We start from the raw sequence: 19,679 nt of genomic DNA, 5'->3' as shown, positions 1-19,679 counted from the left end.
TTCGCCGTCGGCCGCTACCGCGCGCCGAACGCCGTCCGCCTCGGCCTGGCCTCTCCCCCGGCCGAGACGCTGGCCCGCGCGCTGGCCACCCTCGCCGGACTGGCGCGGTCGTCACCCGACGACCTCCTCGCCGAGTAGACCGGGCGCGCCTCCCGTAGCCCGAGGGCGGGCTCCCGCAGGGGGCACAGCGGCAGCGACCGGCGCTGCCTGGGCACGAGCGCGCCGAGCCCGAGCGCCTTGGCGAGGTCGGCGGTCCCGACGCTGCCGCGCAGCGACAGCAGACCGCCCACGCGTGGGATGGAGTTGCTGCCGCACATCCCGCTCGGCGAGCGTTTGGCACCCGCTCCTTGACACGTGATTCGGGCCGGGCGCGACGGCACCGGCCGCAGGGGCGTGCTCCGGCCGGGCGGCACTCACCGACATTCCGTACATTCTTCGCGCCGTAAGCTGGGAGGGATCGGTTGACGGGGGAGGTCGCGTGCTGCCTGAGGTGGAGTCCTGGTGGCATCGCCGTACCTACTCGGCGGCGGACTGGCCGCCGGCCCGCCTGGTCGAGGCCAAGGGCGGGACGTCGGTCAGCGTCGTGCTGCCCGCGCGCGACGAGCGCGAGACCGTCGGCGACATCGTACGGGTGCTCCTCGGGGAACTGTCGGCGGTGGTGGACGAGGTCGTGGTCATCGACTCGCGCTCCACGGACGACACCGCCGCCGTGGCCGCGCGGGCCGGGGCGACCGTGTACGCCCAGGACGAGATCCTGCCGACGCTCAAGCCGCTGGACGGCAAGGGCGAGGCCCTCTGGAAGTCGCTGGCGGTGACCTCCGGCGAGATCGTGGTGTTCGCGGACGCCGACGTCAGAGGCTTCCGGGCGGCGATGGTGGGCGGGCTGCTGGGGCCGCTGCTGAGCGACCCGGCGCTCGTGTACGTGAAGGGCTGCTACGACCGGCCGCTGCTGGGGGCTCCCACCGGCGGCGGCAGGGTGACCGAACTGGTGGCGCGGCCGCTGCTGAACCTGCACTGGCCGGAGCTGGCGGGCTTCGTCCAGCCGCTGGCGGGCGAGTACGCGGGGCGGCGCGCGGCCCTGGAGAAGGTGCCGTTCGTCACGGGCTACGGGGTCGAACTGGGGCTGCTGGTCGATCTGCTCGAACTCGCGGGGCTGGACGCGCTCGCGCAGGTGGATCTGGGGACGCGGGAGCATTCGCACCAGTCGACGGAGGCGCTGGGCGGGATGGCGGCGCAGATCATGCTCACCGCGTGGTCGCGCCTGGCCCGCCAGGGCAAGATCGCGCCGATGGCGGAGCCGTCGCCGTATCTGACGCAGTTCCGGCGGACGAACACCGGCCATGTCATGAAAAATCGGGATGTGTCGGTGGCGGAGCGGCCACCCATGGACGACCTCCGTCCGTTTTCGGCGTGACGGCGGGGGCCGAATCGGGGAGGAGCGTCTTCCTGGAGGCCCTCGGCCGGAGTGCGGCGGGAGGCGGGTGGGCGGCTTGCCGTAACGGATGGTCCGCGCCGACGGCGGCGGCCACGCAGCGGACGTCGGCGCGTGGCAGGCGTCAGCGCGCCGCGTGGCGGTCCAGGAAGCTGTAGACGTCCGCCTCGTCCACCCCCGGGAACGATCCCGGCGGCAGGGCGGCGAGCACGTGCGAGTTCGCCCGCGCCGACGGCCACGCGTACCCCTCCCACCGCTCCGCCAGCTCCGCCGGCGGGCGGCGGCAGCAGTCGCCGTTCGGGCAGTTGGACTTGGTCCTGCTCGTCGTCTCCCGTCCCCGGAACCACCGCGACTCCTTGTACGGCACCCCCAGCGTGATCGCGAAGTCGCGCTCGCGCGACGGATCGACGTGGGCCACGCAGAAGTACGTCCCGGTCGGCGAGTCCGAGTACTGGTAGAAGACCGAGAACCGGTCGGGCGACATGAACACCTGCCGCCCCGACCACTGCTGGCACATCCGCTGACCCTCTATCGCGCCCTGCTCGTCGGCGGGGAAGACGATGCCGTCGTTCTCGTAGGCCTTGTAGATGATGCCGCCCGCGTCGTTGCGCACGAAGTGGCACACCAGGTCGAGGTGGTGGGTGGCGAGGTTGGTGAAGCGGTGCGCCGCCATCTCGTAGGAGACGGCGAAGACGTCCCGCAGGTCCTCGACCGACAGCGCGCGGTCCTGCTTGGCCTCGCGCAGGTACGGCGCCGCCGCCCGCTCCGGCACCAGGACGGCGGCGGCGAAGTAGTTGGCCTCGGTCCGCTGCCGCAGGAAGTCGGCGAAGTCGCGGGGCCGGTCGTGCCCGAGGGCGAGGTGGCCGAGCGTCTGCAGCAGGATGGTGCGCGGGGTGTGCATGCCGAGCTGCTCGTGTTTGACGTAGATGCGCCGGTTGCGCAGGTCGGTGATCGAGCGGACCGACCTCGGCAGGTCCTGGGCGGTGTGCACGGTGTAGCCGAGGTGGGTGACCAGGGCCTGGACCATCGACTGCGACAGCGCGCCGGTACGGTAGCCGACGGCCGACAGCGCCTCGGCCGCCGACTTCTCGATCTCGGGGAAGTAGTTGCCGAGCTCGCGCTGGCGCCTGCGGAGTTCGGCGTTGGCGGCGCGGGCCTCCTCAGGGGTGGCGGTGCCCCTGGCCTGCCTGGCGCGCAGCTCGCCGTACAGGCCGAGAATGTGTTCGAGCACGTCGTTGGGCACGCGCGCGGAGACCTTCAGCCGGGGCAGCCCCAGCCCGGCGTAGACGGGGTCGCGCTGCGCCTCCTCCAGCAGGATCTCCAGCTGTGCCCGCCGGTTGGGCGCCTGGCGGCGCAGGAGTTCCTCGACGGGTACGCCGAGCGCGGCGGCGAGCGACTTGAGCAGGGACAGCTTGGGTTCGCGCTTGCCGTTCTCCAGCAGGGAGAGCTGGCTGGGCGCGCGGCTGACGCGCTCGCCGAGGTCGGAGAGGGTGAGCCCGCGCTGTTTGCGCAGATGGCGCAGTCGCTGCCCGAAAGCGATGAGATCGAGCTCCTGAGTCAAAGACAGCGGTTCTTCGCGCACCAGCGAGGCCATGACCAGAGCTTAGACAGAAAAACTCTCCTTCTTCTAGTGCCTCGGCCGGATCGTTGAGCGCGCTCGGATTGGTCTAGGCCAACAGGAAAATTGTGGATTTCTTCTTCACTGAATACTCGCCAGTAGTTACTTTTCAGCTAACTTTCATCGTTCTTCTTCTAGTGCTGGCCTACTGAGGACGCCCGGACGGGGCACACACTCGCTTACAGGCCCCAGGGGACGACAAAGGAGTGAGCGATGAACGATCGCCTCAAGGGAGCGGCCGAGGACCTGCGCCACGGGTGGGAGCACGACCCCCGCTGGGAGCACGTCGAGCGGTCCTACAGCGCCGAGGACGTGATCCGGCTGCGCGGCTCGGTCCAGGAGGAGCACACGCTGGCCCGGCTCGGCGCCGAGCGGCTGTGGAACCTCCTGCACACCGAGGACTACGTGCACGCCCTGGGCGCCCTCACCGGCAACCAGGCGGTCCAGCAGGTGAAGGCCGGACTGAAGGCGATCTACCTGTCCGGCTGGCAGGTGGCCGCCGACGCCAACCTGGGGTCGCAGACCTACCCGGACCAGTCGCTGTACCCGGCCAACTCGGTGCCCGCGGTCGTGCGCCGCATCAACAACGCGCTGCTGCGCGCCGACCAGATCACCTGGTCGGAGGGCGTCGAGGCGCCCCACTGGCTGGCCCCGATCGTGGCCGACGCCGAGGCCGGGTTCGGCGGCGTCCTCAACGCCTTCGAGCTCATGAAGGGCATGATCGCCGCCGGTGCGGCGGGCGTGCACTGGGAGGACCAGCTCGCGTCGGAGAAGAAGTGCGGCCACCTCGGCGGCAAGGTGCTGATCCCCACCGGCCAGCACGTCAAGACCCTCAACGCCGCCCGCCTGGCCGCCGACGTGCTCGGCGTCCCCTCACTGATCATCGCGCGGACCGACGCACAGGCCGCGACGCTCCTGACCAGCGACGTGGACCCCCGCGACCGGCACTTCACCACCGGCGAACGCACCGCAGAGGGCTTCTACCGGGTCCGCAACGGCGTGCAGGCGTGCGTCGCGCGCGGCCTGGCCTACGCCCCTTACTCCGACCTGCTCTGGATGGAGACCGGCACACCCGATCTGGACGTGGCCCGCGAGTTCGCCGAGGCGATCAAGGCGGAGTACCCGGACCAGATGCTCGCCTACAACTGCTCGCCCTCGTTCAACTGGAAGCAGCACCTGGACGACTCCACGATCGCCAAGTTCCAGCGAGAACTCGGGCATATGGGGTACAAGTTCCAGTTCATCACGCTCGCGGGCTTCCACTCGCTCAACTACGGCATGTTCGACCTGGCCAGGGCGTACGCGGCCGAGGGGATGACGGCGTACGTGGACCTTCAGGAGGCCGAGTTCGCCGCCGAGTCGCTCGGCTACACCGCCACCCGCCACCAGCGCGAGGTCGGCACCGGCTACTTCGACCTGGTCGGCACCGCCATCGCGCCCGACTCCTCGACGACCGCCCTGCGCGGCTCGACCGAGGAGGAGCAGTTCCATTAGACCGCGCAGCCGCGAAGAAAGGCCCGCACCTCTGGTGCGGGCCTTTCTTCGCGAGGTGACGTCCGCGCGGAAAATGAATTCGCCCGCCAGATCGATCATGCTACGGTTTCGAACAGCAAAGCCCCTTCTTCAGCCAGTTCGCTCGAAGCGGGTATGGATATCTCCTTCCGTACCCGGTGCGTTTCGGTGCGGGCACGGGTCGAAGTCCGTCAGTTATCGCTTCGGGTGCGAGAGGTCGCAGGTTCGAGTCCTGCCCGGCTGTTCAGGCCGGTAGCTCAGTCGGCAGAGCGCTCAAACTGGCGGCCGTCACACATCCGTGTCCGTTCCGGACCACACCGTTCATCGGTATGACGACCGGGGCGGGTCGAAGCGGATCGGTTATCGCCACGGAGGTGCGGGTTCGAGTCCCGCCTTATGGCTGAACCCCATAAGTGGTGTAAACGGCAGCACCCGTAAAGACCGGTCCGCACATTCACATCCGCGCATACACGGATCGAGATTCCGCGAAGGAGACAGCAGTATGGCGCGCGACCGGGATCCCCTCGCCGGTGTTTCCGCTATCGCCACCCCGCAGGGCCGGCCCCTGCCCGGCCGCACCGGCCAGGTGCGCAACGCGGCGGGTGGATACGTCTTCGCCAAGGACGTGTGGAGCCGCCTTGAGGACTTCCTGATCCTGGGCACCACCGGCGGCACCTACTACGTCGGCGAGGCCGCGCTGACGGCCGCGAACGCCGCCGTGCTGTTCGAGGCCGTCGCCGTGGACGGCCCGCGCGTCGTCGAACTGCTGACGGAGATCTCGACCGCCCGGCCGCCGCGCGCCCCGAAACCGCGTCCGGCGCTGTTCGCGCTGGCCGCGTGCTACGCCAACGGCGACGCCGCCACCCGCCGGGCCGCCAAGGCGGCGCTGCCGAAGGTGGCGCGCACGACCGACCATCTCGCCCAGTTCTTCGGCTACTACAAGAACCTCGGCGGAAAGCCGACGGCACGGGGTACGGCGCCGCGCGCCGGCCGCTCGCTGCGCTCGGCGCTCGGCTCGTGGTTCCTGGAGGGTGAGGCGGACGCGGTGGCGTTCAAGGCGGTCAAGGCGCGGCAGCGCAAGACACCGCAGGGCGAGGCGTTCGACCTGCGCGACGCGCTGCGCATCGCCCACCCGAAGGCCGACACCGCCCAGCGCGCGACGCTGTTCGGCTGGATCGCCGGGAACGTCGCCGACGACGTGGCCCGCGAGGAGTTGCCGGCGATCGACCGGTTCCTGACCGCGAAGGCGGTCACCACCGTCGAGCAGGCCGTCCGCGTCGTGACCGAGGAGCGGGTCCCCTGGGAGTTCCTGCCCGACGCCATGCTGCGCGAGCACCGGGTGTGGGACGCGCTGGTGGACACGGTCGGCATGACCGCGCTCATCCGCAACCTGGCCCGGATGACCAGGATCGGCACCCTCCGCCCCATGACGGAGGCGACCCGGCGTGCCGTCGCCCGGCTCACCGACCGCGACGCGCTGCTCAAGGCCCGCATCCACCCGATGGACGCCTTCCTCGCACTGCGCGTGTACGGCTCGGGCAGGTCACGGCCGAACCCGCACGCCGAGGCACAGACCTGGACCCCCGTCCCGGCGGTCCTGGACGCGCTGGAGGAGACGTACCAGTTGTCCTTCGGCGCCGTCGAGCCCTCGGGCAGGCGGCTGCTGGTCGCCGTGGACTCCTCCGGGTCCATGAGCGCCCGCTGGGGCGCCCCCGTCGTGGTCGGCGGCTCGGAGATCGGCTCGCCGTACGAGGTGGGCTGCGCGATGGCGGTCATGCTGTCCCGGATCGAGCGCGGGAACGTCCACGTCATCGACGTGGACACGCGCGTGCACGCCTCCAAGGTCACGCCCAGGACGAACCTGCGGGAGATCGGCCGGTGGCGCCCGTCCGGCGGAGGCACCGACCTGGCGCTGCCGTTCGAGTGGGCCCGGCGTGAGCGGATGGCGGTCGACGGGATCGTCGTGTTCACCGACAACGAGACCTGGGCCGGCGGCCGGCACGCCTCCCAGGCGCTCGACGCCTATCGGAGAGCCGTCGCCGGCGACGCGCGCGTGGTGGTGGCGGCGATGACGGCGGGCGGTCACTCGATCGGCGACCCGAAGGACGCGGGCGTCCTCAACGTCGCCGGGCTGGACGCGTCGCTGCCGATGGTGGTCAACGCGTTCGTCCGCTGAAAGGATCACCGGCCGAGGGCGGCGCTCTCCTCGGCCTCGACCGCGTCGTTCCAGTCCCGCTTGACCGCGCGCCAGGACTCGTCGTCGGCGCCGCGCCGCCAGTAGCCCGAGATCGACAGCCGCTCCAGCGGGATGCCGCGCTCGACACGCAGGTAGCGGCGCAACTCGCGCACACAACCCGCCTCGCCGTGCACGAAGGCGTGCGGCACCCCGTCCGGGAAGTCGAGGGCGCGCACCGCCTCCACCAGCGCCTGCCCGCATGGGCGGCCCCGGCGGTGCAGCCAGGTGACCGGCTGGTCGAGCTTCTGCTCCTCGGAGGGATCCTCGACCTCGACGAAGGCGTGCACGCGCGCGCCGCCGGGCAGCCGCTCCAGGGCGACCGCGATGGCGGGCAGCGCGCTCTCGTCACCGGCCAGCAGGTGCCAGTCGGCGGCCGGGTCGGGAGCGTACGCGCCGCCCGGCCCGAGCAGGTGCACGACGTCGCCGGGCCGCGCGGCCGCCGCCCACGGCCCGGCCAGCCCCTCGTCGCCGTGATGGACGAAGTCGAGCGTCAGCTCCAGCGCCTGCGGATCCCAGGCCCGCACCGTGTACGTTCGCAGGCGCGGCCAGAACTCGCGCGGCATGCTCGCCCGGACGTGCTCGACGCTGAACGGCTCCGGATACTCCACACCCTCGTGCGGGAAGACGAGCTTGACGTAGTGGTCGCACAGCCCTTCGGTGGCGAATTCGGCCAGCCCGTCCCCTCCCACGACCACCCGGATCATGTGCGGCGTGATCCGCTCGGTCCTCAGCACCGTCGCCCGGTGCTCGCTCTTCGCCATGCCCACTCCTTAAGTTAGGTAACCCTAACTTACCTTACGGAGCGGCGGCCGTCCGAGACCGCCTCCACGAAGGCGGCCATGTGCCGGAAGGCCAGGCGGGCCTCCGGCAGTACGTCGGCCAGGATGGGGAACACGTGGGGCATGCGCGGCCACTCCTCGTAGTCGACCGGCACACCCCCGGCGCGGGCCTTCAGCGCGACCCTGCGCGCCTCGTCGCGCAGCACCTCCGTCGATCCCGTGACGATCATCAGCGGAGGCAGCCCCGTGTAGTCGCCGTTGACCGGCGAGACCAGCGGGTCGCTCGGATCCAGCCCCAGGGTCCACTGCCGCGCCAGCCACCGCACCCGCCCCTCGGGCAGCAGCGGATCCCGCCAGCCGTTCGCCCGGACGAAATCGGTCAGATCCGCCCACGGCGACAGGCAGATCGCCGCAGCGGGCATCGGCCGACCGGCGTCCCGCAACGCCAGCAGCGCCGCCAGCACCAGATGGCCGCCCGCGGAGTCGCCCGCGAGCAGCACACCCCCCGGATCCCGGCCACCCGCCAGCAGCAGGTCGTAGGCGCCCATCGCGTCGGCCAGCGACCCGGCCAGCCGGTGCGCGGGGCCCTGCCGGTAGTCCAGCGCCAGTACCGGGCGCCCCGCCGCCGCCGACAACCGCCAGGTGATCGGCCGGTGCGTGCGCGGCGAGCAGGAGAAGTAACCGCCGCCGTGGAAGTACAGCACCGCGCCGCCCTCGTCCAGGCCGCGACCGGCCCGCACCCACTCCCCACCGCACGCGCCGAACTCCTCCCGTGCGACGCTGACGTGCGGGGGCGGACGTACCGGGACCAGGCGGCCGAGCCCGCGCAGCCGCGCGGCCGCGTCGATGGCGACCCGATGCCGCAACAGCAGACTGGAGGCGGGCTTCAGCGTGCCGCGCAGCAGACCGTTCAGAGCACGCGCCTGCCAGCTGAGGGGGTAGTCGGGAAACACGTCCCTGTCGATGGGCATACCGGCCTCCATCAGGTACGTTCCCGCCGGAACAACGTTCCACCCGCGTCAATCGCCTTGCGGAGCGCCGTCGGCGCCGCCCATACTTTCTGATCCACCGCCCGACAAGCCACCCGTGCGCCTTCATGGACACGGGCTGTAGTCGTGCCCTCACCCTCGGAGGTGCAAAACCTTCCCTCTCTACGCGCGGCTGGCCGGATACGGCTTCCGCAAACACGCGACCTACGTCGGAGCCGCACTCGCCGGCGCCTTCACCAACAGCGTCTTCGGCATCATGCGCGCCTACGTCCTCATCGCCCTCTGGACGGCCAGCCCCGGACTGGCCGGCTACGACGTGGCGGACGCCGTCACCTTCAGCTTCATCACCCAGGCCTTCATCGGCCCGATGCAACTGTTCGGCGGCGGCCTGTCCATCCCCGAGCGCATCCGCACCGGCGACATCGCCCTCGACCTCGTCCGCCCCGCGTCCCTGCAGCTCAGCGCCCTGTCCGAAGACCTCGGCCGGGCCGGCTACCTGTTCCTCGTCCGGGGCGTGCCGCCCATGCTGATCGGCGCGCTGCTGTTCGGCATCGTCGCCCCCGCCGACCTCGGCGCGCTGGCCGCCAGCTTCCTGCTCGCCGTCGTCGTCAGCTTCGCCTGGCGCTACCTCGTCGCCCTGTCGGTGTGCTGGCTCGCCGACGACCGGGGCGTCAACACCCTGTCCATGGTCCTCACCACGTTCTTCAGCGGACTGATCCTGCCGCTCGGGCTGTTCCCCGGCTTCCTCGGCGACCTCGCGGCCATGCTGCCGTGGGCGGCGATGGCGCAGATCCCCGCCGACGTCTACCTCGGCAAGACCGAGATCTGGCAGGCGCTCGGCACCCAGGCGCTGTGGGCGGCCGCGCTGCTCGCCCTCGGCGCGCTCGGCACCCGGCTCATCCGCCACAAGGTGGTGATCCAGGGTGGTTAGGACGTACACGCTGCTCGTGTGGACCTGGACCCGCGCCGCCGCCGCATATCCCGTCTCGTTCGCGCTGACGGTCGTCGTCGGGTTCGTCCTCGCCGGTCTGGACGTCGCGGCCATCCTGGTCATCTTCGCCAACACCACGACACTGGCCGGCTTCGACCGCGAGCAGGTCCTGTTCCTGTACGGCACCGCCAACCTGGCCTTCTGCCTGTGCGACCTGCTGGTCAGCAACCTCGACCGGCTCAGCCAGCACATCAAGGCCGGCACCTTCGACACCATGCTGATCAGGCCGGTCAGCCCCTGGATCCAGATGGCCACCGACCGGTTCATGCCCACCCGGATCGGCCGCGTGCTCCAGGCGGCGATCGTGCTCGTCTACGCGCTCGCCGCCCTCGACCTGCCCTGGGAACGCCTCTGGATGGTCCCGGTGATGATCGGGTGCGGCGTGGTGATCTTCTCCGCGCTGTGGACGCTGGCCGGGGCGCTGCAGTTCCTGCTCACCGACGCGCCGGAGGTGGGCAACTCCTTCACCTACGGCGCCGGCTGGCTCACCCAGTATCCGCTGTCCGTCTACGGCGGCGACGTGGTGCGCGGGGTCACCTACGCGCTGCCGCTCGCCTTCGTCAACTGGCAGCCGGGCCTGTACGTCCTCGGCGTGCCGGACCCGCTCGGCACCCCCGAGTTCATGCGATTCCTCGGGCCCGTCGCCGCCGCCGTCCTCGCGGGCGCGGCCGCGCTGGCCTGGCGCCAGGGCCTTCGCCGTTACCGATCGACAGGGAGCTGACGATGATCGAACTAGACCGCGCAGGACGTTCCTTCAAGGTGCGGCGCGAGGTCGTGCACGCCGTACGGGAGCTGTCCTTCACCGTCGGGGCCGGCGAGTTCGTCGGCTACCTCGGGCCCAACGGCGCGGGCAAGTCCACCACGATCAAGATGCTGTGCGGCATCCTCACCCCCACCTCGGGCCGGGTACGGGTGGCCGGGCTGGACCCGTCGCGCAAGCGCATCAAGGTCGCGCGGCGGATCGGCGTGGTCTTCGGGCAGCGGACGACGCTGTGGTGGGATCTGCCGCTGAAGGACAGTTTCGAACTCGTCCGGCTCCTTTACAAAGTAGATCGCAAGGCGTTCCGCGAACGACTCGACGAACTGATCGACACGCTCGACCTGTCCGGCTTCCTCAGGACACCGGTGCGCCAGCTCAGCCTCGGCCAGCGCATGCGCGGCGACCTCACCGCCGCGCTGCTGCACGCGCCGGAGGTGCTCGTCCTCGACGAGCCCACCATCGGCCTGGACGTCGTCAGCAAGAACAGCATCCGCGACTTCCTGCGCCGCCTCAACGCCGAACGGGGCACCACCGTGCTCCTGACCACCCACGACCTCGACGACATCGAACGCCTGTGCCGCCGGGTCATGGTCATCGACAGGGGCGCGCTCGCCTTCGACGGCACCCTCGACGACCTGCTGGCGGGCGAGAGCTCACTGGAGGAGGTCGTCACCCGCCTCTACACGGCTCAGTAGTAGGAGCCCTCCGGGGTCGCCTCGTAGTCGTCGTCCTCCCGCCGCACCCAGCGCGAGGGGACGAGCACGGGGATGAACAGCGCGACCCCGAGCAGGGCGAACACGCCGCTGGTGAGCAGCACCTCACTACCCGCCGCCGCCTGCCTGACCAGCCAGTACGCCGAGGGCTGGTCGGGGACCAGCGACAGCGCCCGGCCGCTGTCGAGCGCGTACACGACCGTCCAGGCGAGCAGCGCCATCGAGGGGACGAAGGCCGCCACCGGCGAGACCCGGCCCGCCGTGACGAGCCCGACGACCAGGCCGACCGCCGCCATGGCGCCGAGGGCGATCCAGAGCCGCTGACCGCCCGGTGGGCTCGCGGCGCTCTCCGCCATCGCCTGCTGAACCGCCCAGCCGCCGCCTCCCACCACGCACGCCGTGACCACCAGTCCGATGAGCAAGCCACCGATGTGCCGCAAAGCCATCACCTCAAGTCCACGCGGTCGGCATCGACACTAGCGACAAAGGGTGCAGGCGATCCAGGGCCGCACGTTCGAGGATTCCCACGGCGCTCGTTCGCGTTCAGGCGAGCGTTCGGGGGCTCTCGATGCCCGCGAGTGTGAAGGACCCGGCCGGCCGCACGCCACCCTGCGACACGGCCCACGGGAATGCGGTCACCCGCGCGCGCCCCCGGCCGCGCGGGTGACCGTCCCGGTGGAGTTCAGGGTGAGCTGTGCCGCAGGGTCAGGAGGTGATGTCCTTGCCGGAGAAGCGCGCCCACGCGATCGAGTAGAACAACCCGATGTAGGCGGCGAACGCCAGCAATCCGCCCGACATGTCGCCCACCGGGCTGCGCAGGGCCGCGTCGAAGCCGCCCCAGTGCGACGGCAGCAGGAACGGCTGCACCGCGTCGAGTTGCGGCACCGCCCGCAGCACCGTCACCACGACGATCAGCACGAACGTGGTCGCGATCGCCCCGATCGGCATCTCGGTCATGGTCGAGATCGCCACGCCGACGGCGGCGAGCGCGGCCATGCCGGCCGCGACGTACCCGACCGCGACGGCGACCCGCAGCAGCCCGTCGGCGACGGAGATCGTGCTCCCCGACAGCAGCGTCACCGGCCCGACCGGGAACAGCAGCATGCCCACCGCCAGCGCCGTCAGCGTGACCACGAGCGTGGCGGCCAGGCCGAACAGGGCCGCGTTGAGGTACTTGACGGCCAGCAGCCGCCCCCGCCCGGCGGGCGCGGCGAGCAGGTAGCGCAGGGTGCCGGTGGCGGCCTCGCCCGCGATCGAGTCGCCCGCGACGACGCTGACGACGATCGGCAGGAGCATCGGCACGAGGATGCTCAGCGACGCGAACGTGAGCATCAGGCTGTTGGCGGCGGTCGCCTCCAGGAGGGCGGCCATGGGCCCGTCGGCGTCCTCGCCGGTCATCAGCCGCAGCACCACGCCGAAGGCCACGGGAACCAGCGCGAGCACGCCGAGCATGACCAGGTTGCGCGGGCGGCGGAAGGTGAGCGAGAGCTCGGACGACAGCAGCCGCCAGAACGCCCCCGGCGCGCTCGTGGGCGCCGCGGGGACGAGGGTCTCGGGGGCGAGCGGCCCGTGCTCGGCCGAGCGCCGGGTCTCAGCGACGGGGACCAGCCCCGGGGTGCGCCGGGTGTCCGTGTCAGCCGTCGACATCGAAGCCCTCTCCTGTCAGTCCCACGAACACGTCTTCGAGGCTGGGCCGTACGACGGACAGCCCGCGTACGGCGACGCCCTCGCCGACCAGCGCCGCGTTGACGCTCTCCGGCGCGTGGCCGCCGAGTTCGGCGGTGACGTCGCCGCCCGCGCGCACGTCGGCGAGCCCCAGGGCGCCGAGGACGCGCGCCGCGTCGGCCACGTCGGGCGTCTCGATCCTGATGCGCGCCGCCCGTCCGCCGCTGAGCGAGGCGATGGTGCCCTGCGCGACGAGCTTGCCCGTGCGCATGATGCCCGCGTGGGTGCACATCTGCTCGACCTCGGCCAGCAGGTGGGAGGAGACGAACACGGTCGTGCCCTCCTGCGCGATCTCCTTGACCAGGGTGCGCACCTCGCGGGTGCCCTGCGGGTCGAGCCCGTTGGTGGGCTCGTCGAGGACGAGCAGTTCGCGCGGGCCGAGCAGGGCGGCGGCGATGGCCAGCCGCTGGCGCATGCCGAGCGAGTAGTTGCGGAAGCGTTTGCCGGCGGCGGCCGACAGCCCGACCCGATCGAGGGCCTGGCCGACCCGCGCGCGGGCGGTGCGGCCGGAGGCGGTCGGATCGGCGGCGTCGAGGCGGTGCAGGTTGGCCTCGCCGGACAGGTACGGGTAGAACGCCGGGCCCTCCACCAGCGCTCCCACTCCGGCCAGCGGCGGCATCGTGTACTCGCCATCGGTGGGCGCGACGAGACCCAGCAGCATGCGGATGGTGGTGGTCTTGCCCGAGCCGTTCGGCCCGAGGAAGCCGTACACCGATCCGCGCGGGACGCTGAGGTCGACCGCGTCCACGGCGACCTGGCCGCCGCGAAAGCGCTTGGTCAGGCCCTTGGTGGTCAGCGCGGGGGACGGGGCCGCCCCGTGGGGCGCCCCCGCTTCGAACTCGACGATGGTCGTCACCTGATGCCTGCCGCCTTGAACAGCTCGTCGGGTGCGACCGCTCCGGCCAGCAGGCGGCCGTCGTCGGTCAGCAGCGCCGACACCAGCTTCGTCTTGAGCAGCTTGCCGGAGCCCCAGGTGCCGCTGACCGGGGTGGCGGCGCCGAGTACCGCGTCGGTGACCGCCTGCCCCTGAGCCTGCTTCTGGTCGCCCTGCTCAGCGGCCTGGTCCAGCTTGAACGGCATGACCACGACGCTGGTCCAGCCCTTGCCGACGACCTTCGACTCCTTGGCCGCCTCCTGCGCGGCCGCCTCGCCGTCCTTCGGGCCGAAGGACTTCTTCAGCTCGGAGAAGTCCTGTTCCTTCACCTTCGCGCCCGAGGGCGGGGTGAAGGTGAAGTTCTCGTCGGCCGGCGGTGTGAACGTCACCTCGGTGAAGCCCACCTGGAAGGCCGGCTCAGCCGAGCCCTTGGCGTAGACCTGCACCTGGAGGGGCATGAACTTCTCGCCGTCGATGGCCACCCGCACCTCCCGAACCAGCGACGCCGACGGCTTCGGCGTCAGCACGAGCTGGTAGGCGGCCCGTCCGGCGACCTCGGCGGTGTTGGTGACCGAGACGGCGGTGTCGGCGTCCACCTTCGCCAGCGCCTGCGCCGCGGCCTCGTGCGGGGTGACGGCGGAGGCGGGCGTCTCAGGCCGGCCGTGGTCCGCCTCCCCCGTGGACCGGATCCTGGTGGCGGTGTTGGTGCCGCTCTCCCAGAACCAGGACTGGTCGCCGTTGACGATCACGTTGGTCTCGCTCATCTGGCCGGGCAGCGCGATCCGCATGCGGCCCTTGTCGCCGTACCAGACCTTCGCCTCGTGCGACCCGGACAGCAGCGACAGCGGTGACGCGCCCATCCCCTCCTGGCTCGGCAGCGCGGGCAGGCCGAGGGAGGCCGTGAGCTGGACGGTCCCCGACATCGGCAGCGGCCCCTTCGAGCTGGCGGCCGCGGCGGCGTCGGCCAGCAGTTGCTGGGCCGTCCGCTCGGGCAGGGCGGGGGCGCCGCTGACGGCGGCGATGACCGGACCGGCGCCAACCGCCGCCCCGATGACGGCGGCCGCCGCGATCGGGACCCCCCACCTCACGATCGTTCCTCTACGCATTTCACTCCTTTACGCTACGTTCGACGCCCCAAGCCTGCGATGCGCTCCCTTAGCCGACGCTGAGAGGCACTGAGAGCCTTCTCAGCGCGGGCTTTCCGGTCTCTGCTACGGCGCCCCTTTCCGGCTTCTGCTTCTGCCCCTCTTTCGGCTTCTGTACGGCCCAGCCCCCGCCCACGCGCCCCGCCGCCGCCCGCCCCGGGCCTCTCCCGCGCCACGCCCCGCTCCCCCACCCCTCCGCGACGCCGCCCGTCACCCACCTCCCTCGGCCCTCCCGCGGCGCGCCCCTGCCCCGGCCTCGCCCTGTCATGCGCCACCGGCCGTTCAGGGCCCAGGGGGGTTCTCCGGCGCCGCGCGGCGAGAAGGCGCTGAGAGGGCTCTCAGCGGCGATTCTCTAGACTGCCCGGCATGCGGGTTCTGGTGGTCGAGGACGAACGGCGGATGGCGGCCGCGTTGCGGCGGGGGCTCCAGGCGGAGGGATTCGCGGTCGACCTCGCCCACGACGGCGAAGAGGGCCTCCACCTGGCCAGGAACGGCGACTACGACATCGTCGTGCTCGACATCATGCTTCCGAGGCTGTCCGGCTACAACGTCTGCAAGCAGTTGCGCGCCGAGGAGAACTGGGTTCCGATCCTGATGCTGTCCGCCAAGGACGGCGAGTACGACATGGCCGACGGCCTCGACCTCGGCGCCGACGACTACCTGACCAAGCCGTTCTCCTACGTCGTGCTCGTCGCCAGGCTGCGCGCCCTGCTGCGGCGCGACGTCGGCCGCCGCCCGGCCGTGCTCTCGGCCGGCGACCTGTCCCTCGACCCGGCCCGCCGCCGGGTCGAGCGCGGCGAGAACCAGATCGAGCTGACCCCTCGCGAGTTCGCCCTGCTCGAATACCTGATGCGCAGAAGCGACGAGGTCGTGTCGAAGACGGAGATCCTGGAGCACGTCTGGGACACCTTCGACACCGACCCGAACGTCGTCGAGGTGTACGTCGGCTACCTGCGCCGCAAGGTCGACGCCCCGTTCGGCAGGAACGCGCTGCAGACCGTGCGCGGCGCGGGCTACCGCCTGGCCGGCGACGGTGGCTGACACCCCGCTCGCCTGGTGGCGGCGGCAGGGCCTGCGGTTCCGGCTGACGATGGTGGCCGCGTGCGTGCTCGCGGCGGCGCTGGCGGTCGCGGCGGTGGCGCTGCTCACGGTCCTGGACCGGGCGCTGATCGGCACGGTGGACCGGGCGATCGAGCAGCACGCCCAGCAGGTTCGGGTCAAGGCCGACACGGGACGGCTGCCGGCGCCGATCGTCACGAACGACGGCACGATCGTGCAGGTCCTCGACAAGGACGGGCGCATCACGGACGTCACGTACGGCGCCGACCGGCTGGTGCCGTTGCTGAACGCCGCCGCCAGGGAGCGGGCGCTGCGCGGCGGCGGCGCCGTCGACCTGGACGGCCGCCCGTACGCGATCTCCGGCCCGCTGCGCGTGGTCGCGGTGAGCGCCGACCACGGCCGCACGGTGCTGGCGGCCCGCTCGATCGGCGAGATCGCGCAGAGCCTCCAGGTCGCGGTGAACGTCCTGTATGTCGGCACCCCGGTGCTGCTGGTGCTGCTGGCGGCGGCGAGCTGGATCATCGTGGGCCGCACACTGCGCCCGATCGACGCGCTGCGCAGGGGCGCGGCCGAGATCACGCACACGGCCCGGTCGCGGCGCCTGCCGGTGCCGCAGGCGCACGACGAGGTGAACGCGCTGGCCACGACCCTCAACGACATGCTCGCCCGCCTGGAGGAGGCCGAGCAGCGCCAGCGCGCCCTCGTCTCGGACGCCGCGCACGAACTGCGCAGCCCGGTCGCCAGCATCCGGCTGCAACTGGAGGTGGCGCTCGGCCACCCGGAGGGCGCCGACTGGCAGGAGACCGCCGAGGGCGCCCTGGAGGACACGCTGCGCCTGTCGCGCCTGGCCGAGGACCTGCTCGCGCTGGCCCGCCTCGACGAGCGCGGCGGCCGGCCCGGCCGCCGCGAGCCGGTCGATCTGGACGAGGTCGTCCGTCAGAGCGTCGAGCGGTACGGCGAGGCCCACCTGGCCTTCTGCGATCCGGTCGTGGTGCGCGGAGACGCGCTGGATCTGAGCCGCGTGCTGACGAACCTGCTGGACAACGCCGTGCGCCACACCTCGACGAAGGTGGAGGTGGTGCTGACGGCCGACGGGGTGCTGACCGTCACCGACGACGGCCCCGGCATCCCGGCCGAGGACCGGGAGCGGGTGTTCGACCGCTTCACCCGGCTCGACTCCGGCCGCAGCCGCGACGAGGGGGGCGCCGGGCTGGGGCTCGCGATCGTCCGGGAGACCGTGAAGGCCCACGGCGGGCGCGTGCATCTGGAGGACGCCCGTCCGGGGCTGCGGGTGGTGGTCGAACTCCGGCCCGTACGGTGACGGTCAGAGCAGGCGGGCGGTTTCGGCGAGGGCGCGCCTGGCCGAGCCCGCGTCGTGGACCCGGAAGACCCGGGCGCCCTGCAGGGCGGAGACGGCGAGCGTGGCGATGGTGCCCGCGTGCCGCTGCTCGACCGGCAGCCCGCCGAGCGACTCGCCGACGAAGTCCTTGTTGGACACCGCCACCAGCACCGGCCACCCGGTCGCGCTCATCTCCACCAGGCGCCTGCTGACCTCCAGCGAGTGGAAGGTGTTCTTGCCGAAGTCGTGGGCCGGGTCGATCAGGATCGACTCCCTGGCCACGCCCGCCGCCGCGGCCCGCTCGGCCAGGTCGACCGTGTAGGCGACCACGTCGGCCACCACGTCGTCGTAGGCGACGCGGTGCGGGCGGGTGCGCGGCCGGGCGCGGCCCGCGTGGGCGCACACGAGGCCGGCGCCGTACCTGGCGGCCACCTCGGCGAGGCGGGGATCGACGCCGCCCCAGGTGTCGTTGAGCAGGTGGGCACCGGCCGCCGCCACCACCTCGCCCACCTCGGCCCGCCAGGTGTCGACGCTGACCAGCAGGCCGGGATGGCGTTCGCGGACCGCGGCCACGAGGTCGGCGACGCGGCGGATCTCCTCCTTGGCGTCCACGTCGTCGCCGGGGCCCGCCTTCACGCCGCCGATGTCGACGATGTCGGCCCCGTCGGCGACGGCCCTGCCGACGGCCTCAAGTGCCGCGTCGAAGCCGTACGTCCTGCCCTTGTCGTAGAAGGAGTCCGGGGTACGGTTCACCACGGCCATGACCGCGTACTCCCCCGGCCCGAACGTCCGCTCCCCCAGCCGGAACACGCTCACGCGGGCCGCACCTCGCCGTCCTGCCGTGTGGCGGGGGGTTCGGGGCGGCGGGGCGCGTGCACGAGATGGTCCATGAACCCGATGTTAGGCGGCCCGCTCCCGTTCCGCCGTCGCGACGAAGTCCTGGGCGATGAGCGGCAGGCGGCGGCGGGCGTGCACGACGGCGATGACCCGCCGGACGGCGGGGTCGAGCGAGCGGACGACGAGTCCGGCGCGGACCGCCTGCTCGGCCATGACCCGGTACCACAGCAGCGACGCCTGTCCCGCGCGGACCGCGCCGAGCCGCCCGTCGCGCTCGTCGCTCTCCAGGACGACGGCGGGGCTGACGGAGTAGCGGGTGAACAGGGCGTCGAGTTCCCTGCGCAGCAGGCTGCCGCGCGCGGGCAGCGCCAGGCGCATGCCGTCCAGTCTGGTGACCGGCACGGGGCTGGGCAGGTCGAGGGCGGGCGGGGAGACCAGGACGATCTCCTGCCGCTCCAGCGGGTGGGTGACCAGGTCGGCGGGGACGGGCAGGTCGGTGAGGCCGAGGTCGGCGCGGTCGTCCCTGATGGCGGCGACGACGGCGTCGCGGCCGTCGCAGCGGACGATGTGCACGTGGACGCCGGGGTGCATGGCGGCGTACGCGGGCAGGAGGCGGCCCGCGAGACCGGCTTCGAGGCTGGGGGTGGCGGCGATGCGGAGTTCCGCCGTGCCGTAGCCGCCGTGGCAGGCGAGCGCCTCGATCTCCTTGACGGCTTCCAGGGCTTGTCTTGCCAGCTTGACCACCTGGCGGCCCTGCGGGGTGACCGAGACTCCGCGTCCGGACCGGGAGAAGAGCGTCATGCCGAGTTCTCGTTCCAGATCCCGGATCGCGCGTGAGAGTGCGGGTTGCGCGATGAACAGCGATCTGGCCGCGTCGGTCATGGTCCGGTGCTCCGCAGTTGCGACCACATAGCGGAGCTGCTGCAGATTCATGCTCAGAAAACTAGGACACGGCGCCCGGCGCGGTCCGGTACATAGCGGAGATCACCTCGACTGATTTCAGAGCGTAGCCGGTTAAGGCGACATCCGTGACGGGTGATAAATCAGTATGCTTCTGCCCCAAATTCGGCAAAGGTCCGGAATGGTCGTCGGGATTGCCGGCATCCGGCGCTTGGGGGAACTGGGTGACAGGGAACGGTCAGCATCCGCCACGGCCTCAGGGCCAGGACCAACCGCAGTTGCCGCCCTCCCTTCCCTGGCCGCCGCCCGGCTACGACGAGGCCGCAGGTCAGCCGGACGACCTCCGGCACCCGCAGCGGCCTGCGCCGCCGCGATCCACGACCCCGCGCCTCCCGGCCCCGCCGCCCCCCGGTGTGCCGTCTCCCCCTCCGCCGCACCCCGGCGCCCAGGCTCCGGGAAGCCGTGGCCCGCACGCGCACCTCCCCCCACCGCCGAACCCCCGGGACCGTATTCCGGCCCCGCACACCCCGGCGCCCCACCCATTGCCCGGTCAAGGCCATCTGCCACCGCCCGGCCGCCCGGGCCCCGGCCCAGGCCACGCGGCACCCGCCGCGCCACCTGGTCCCGGCCACGCCGCGCCCGTCGCGGCACCCGGTCCCGGCCACCCCGCGCCCGTCACGCCACCCGGCCCCGGTTACCCGACGCCCGGCCCCGGCTACTCGGCGCCCGGCCCCGGTACGGCATACCCGGCGCCACCCGGCCCGCCCGCG

General features: G+C 72.1%; 17 protein-coding genes and 1 pseudogene. 9 read left to right on the top strand and 9 right to left on the bottom strand.

Annotation, left to right across the window (positions count from 1 at the left end; translation table 11 throughout):
* Both ABD120_RS29095 and ABD120_RS29090 read left to right on the top strand, forming a co-directional pair.
* Positions 1 to 138: pseudogene (locus ABD120_RS29095) on the top strand (PLP-dependent aminotransferase family protein); the annotation flags it as partial.
* 340 nt (positions 139 to 478) lie between these two features.
* On the top strand, positions 479 to 1,414 hold the full coding sequence (locus tag ABD120_RS29090; protein WP_343953337.1) for a glucosyl-3-phosphoglycerate synthase: 936 nt from the start codon (positions 479 to 481) through the stop codon (positions 1,412 to 1,414).
* Positions 1,415 to 1,556: 142 nt separating this feature from the next.
* Here ABD120_RS29090 and ABD120_RS29085 read toward each other — a convergent pair whose 3' ends face one another.
* Entirely contained in the window at positions 1,557 to 3,026 is a 1,470-nt protein-coding gene (locus tag ABD120_RS29085; RefSeq protein WP_425564055.1) for a helix-turn-helix domain-containing protein, read from the bottom strand.
* Positions 3,027 to 3,263: 237 nt separating this feature from the next.
* Between ABD120_RS29085 and aceA the strand changes: the two genes are divergently transcribed.
* Entirely contained in the window at positions 3,264 to 4,544 is a 1,281-nt protein-coding gene (aceA, locus tag ABD120_RS29080; RefSeq protein ID WP_343953336.1) for an isocitrate lyase, read from the top strand.
* A gap of 520 nt (positions 4,545 to 5,064) precedes the next feature.
* On the top strand, positions 5,065 to 6,738 hold the full coding sequence (locus ABD120_RS29075; RefSeq protein ID WP_343953335.1) for a TROVE domain-containing protein: 1,674 nt from the start codon (positions 5,065 to 5,067) through the stop codon (positions 6,736 to 6,738).
* A gap of 5 nt (positions 6,739 to 6,743) precedes the next feature.
* Here the strand turns inward: ABD120_RS29075 and ABD120_RS29070 are convergent, their stop codons facing one another.
* Both ABD120_RS29070 and ABD120_RS29065 read right to left on the bottom strand, forming a co-directional pair.
* On the bottom strand, positions 6,744 to 7,559 hold the full coding sequence (locus ABD120_RS29070; RefSeq protein WP_343953334.1) for a siderophore-interacting protein: 816 nt from the start codon (positions 7,557 to 7,559) through the stop codon (positions 6,744 to 6,746).
* A 29-nt stretch (positions 7,560 to 7,588) separates the two neighbouring features.
* A complete protein-coding gene (locus tag ABD120_RS29065; protein ID WP_343953333.1) occupies positions 7,589 to 8,548 on the bottom strand; it encodes an alpha/beta hydrolase in 960 nt (319 codons plus the stop codon).
* Between the two features lie 274 nt (positions 8,549 to 8,822).
* Here ABD120_RS29065 and ABD120_RS29060 point away from each other — a divergent pair, with 274 nt between their 5' ends.
* Genes ABD120_RS29060 through ABD120_RS29050 form a run of 3 tightly spaced genes read left to right on the top strand, consistent with a single transcriptional unit; the run spans position 8,823 to position 11,012 of the window.
* Complete coding sequence (locus ABD120_RS29060; protein WP_343953332.1) at positions 8,823 to 9,497, top strand: ABC transporter permease; 675 nt, start codon at positions 8,823 to 8,825, stop codon at positions 9,495 to 9,497.
* Positions 9,490 to 10,278: an ABC transporter permease gene (locus ABD120_RS29055; protein ID WP_343953331.1), complete on the top strand. Its 789-nt coding sequence runs from the start codon at positions 9,490 to 9,492 to the stop codon at positions 10,276 to 10,278. The genes ABD120_RS29060 and ABD120_RS29055 overlap by 8 nt, the downstream gene beginning before the upstream one ends.
* A gap of 2 nt (positions 10,279 to 10,280) precedes the next feature.
* Entirely contained in the window at positions 10,281 to 11,012 is a 732-nt protein-coding gene (locus tag ABD120_RS29050; protein WP_343953329.1) for an ABC transporter ATP-binding protein, read from the top strand.
* Here ABD120_RS29050 and ABD120_RS29045 read toward each other — a convergent pair.
* The 4 genes from ABD120_RS29045 to ABD120_RS29030 form a co-directional block, all read right to left on the bottom strand.
* On the bottom strand, positions 11,006 to 11,476 hold the full coding sequence (locus tag ABD120_RS29045) for a hypothetical protein (protein WP_343953328.1): 471 nt from the start codon (positions 11,474 to 11,476) through the stop codon (positions 11,006 to 11,008). The genes ABD120_RS29050 and ABD120_RS29045 overlap by 7 nt on opposite strands.
* Positions 11,477 to 11,735: 259 nt before the next feature.
* Positions 11,736 to 12,677: an ABC transporter permease gene (locus ABD120_RS29040; protein ID WP_343953327.1), complete on the bottom strand. Its 942-nt coding sequence runs from the start codon at positions 12,675 to 12,677 to the stop codon at positions 11,736 to 11,738.
* Complete coding sequence (locus tag ABD120_RS29035; RefSeq protein ID WP_343953326.1) at positions 12,664 to 13,611, bottom strand: ABC transporter ATP-binding protein; 948 nt, start codon at positions 13,609 to 13,611, stop codon at positions 12,664 to 12,666. The genes ABD120_RS29040 and ABD120_RS29035 overlap by 14 nt, the downstream gene beginning before the upstream one ends.
* The gene (locus tag ABD120_RS29030; RefSeq protein ID WP_343953325.1) at positions 13,608 to 14,717 is read right to left on the bottom strand and encodes a LolA family protein; all 1,110 of its coding nucleotides are present in this window, start codon (positions 14,715 to 14,717) and stop codon (positions 13,608 to 13,610) included. Before ABD120_RS29030 ends, ABD120_RS29035 begins: the two co-directional genes overlap by 4 nt.
* Positions 14,718 to 15,140: 423 nt before the next feature.
* On the opposite strand from ABD120_RS29030, the gene ABD120_RS29025 reads away from it, so the two are divergent.
* Positions 15,141 to 15,815 (top strand): response regulator transcription factor, encoded by a 675-nt coding sequence (locus ABD120_RS29025; RefSeq protein ID WP_343953324.1) that lies wholly within the window; start codon positions 15,141 to 15,143, stop codon positions 15,813 to 15,815.
* Positions 15,808 to 17,154, top strand: coding sequence for a sensor histidine kinase (locus ABD120_RS29020; RefSeq protein WP_343953323.1), 1,347 nt, complete (start codon positions 15,808 to 15,810; stop codon positions 17,152 to 17,154). The genes ABD120_RS29025 and ABD120_RS29020 overlap by 8 nt, the downstream gene beginning before the upstream one ends.
* Positions 17,155 to 17,157: 3 nt before the next feature.
* On the opposite strand, the gene folP is transcribed toward ABD120_RS29020, so the two are convergent.
* Together folP and ABD120_RS29010 are read right to left on the bottom strand one after the other, a co-directional pair.
* The gene (gene folP, locus ABD120_RS29015) at positions 17,158 to 17,982 is read right to left on the bottom strand and encodes a dihydropteroate synthase (protein WP_425564056.1); all 825 of its coding nucleotides are present in this window, start codon (positions 17,980 to 17,982) and stop codon (positions 17,158 to 17,160) included.
* 90 nt (positions 17,983 to 18,072) lie between these two features.
* Positions 18,073 to 18,942, bottom strand: coding sequence for a LysR family transcriptional regulator (locus tag ABD120_RS29010; RefSeq protein ID WP_343953322.1), 870 nt, complete (start codon positions 18,940 to 18,942; stop codon positions 18,073 to 18,075).
* Positions 18,943 to 19,679 lie beyond the last annotated feature (737 nt).

This window comes from Nonomuraea longicatena (assembly GCF_039525605.1).
Taxonomy (GTDB): Bacteria; Actinomycetota; Actinomycetes; order Streptosporangiales; family Streptosporangiaceae; genus Nonomuraea; species Nonomuraea longicatena.
This window is presented reverse-complemented; position numbering and strand designations above follow the sequence as displayed.

What these genes read in the sequence shown, in the direction of transcription:
- aceA (WP_343953336.1), top strand. Translation starts at nt 3,264, where the DNA reads ATGAACGATCGCCTCAAGGGAGCGGCCGAGGACCTGCGCCACGGGTGG.
- ABD120_RS29070 (WP_343953334.1), bottom strand. Translation starts at nt 7,559, where the DNA reads ATGGCGAAGAGCGAGCACCGGGCGACGGTGCTGAGGACCGAGCGGATC.
- ABD120_RS29060 (WP_343953332.1), top strand. Translation starts at nt 8,823, where the DNA reads ATGCGCGCCTACGTCCTCATCGCCCTCTGGACGGCCAGCCCCGGACTG.
- ABD120_RS29050 (WP_343953329.1), top strand. Translation starts at nt 10,281, where the DNA reads ATGATCGAACTAGACCGCGCAGGACGTTCCTTCAAGGTGCGGCGCGAG.
- ABD120_RS29065 (WP_343953333.1), bottom strand. Translation starts at nt 8,548, where the DNA reads ATGCCCATCGACAGGGACGTGTTTCCCGACTACCCCCTCAGCTGGCAG.
- ABD120_RS29025 (WP_343953324.1), top strand. Translation starts at nt 15,141, where the DNA reads ATGCGGGTTCTGGTGGTCGAGGACGAACGGCGGATGGCGGCCGCGTTG.
- ABD120_RS29010 (WP_343953322.1), bottom strand. Translation starts at nt 18,942, where the DNA reads ATGAATCTGCAGCAGCTCCGCTATGTGGTCGCAACTGCGGAGCACCGG.
- ABD120_RS29085 (WP_425564055.1), bottom strand. Translation starts at nt 3,026, where the DNA reads ATGGCCTCGCTGGTGCGCGAAGAACCGCTGTCTTTGACTCAGGAGCTC.
- ABD120_RS29040 (WP_343953327.1), bottom strand. Translation starts at nt 12,677, where the DNA reads ATGTCGACGGCTGACACGGACACCCGGCGCACCCCGGGGCTGGTCCCC.
- ABD120_RS29045 (WP_343953328.1), bottom strand. Translation starts at nt 11,476, where the DNA reads ATGGCTTTGCGGCACATCGGTGGCTTGCTCATCGGACTGGTGGTCACG.
- ABD120_RS29075 (WP_343953335.1), top strand. Translation starts at nt 5,065, where the DNA reads ATGGCGCGCGACCGGGATCCCCTCGCCGGTGTTTCCGCTATCGCCACC.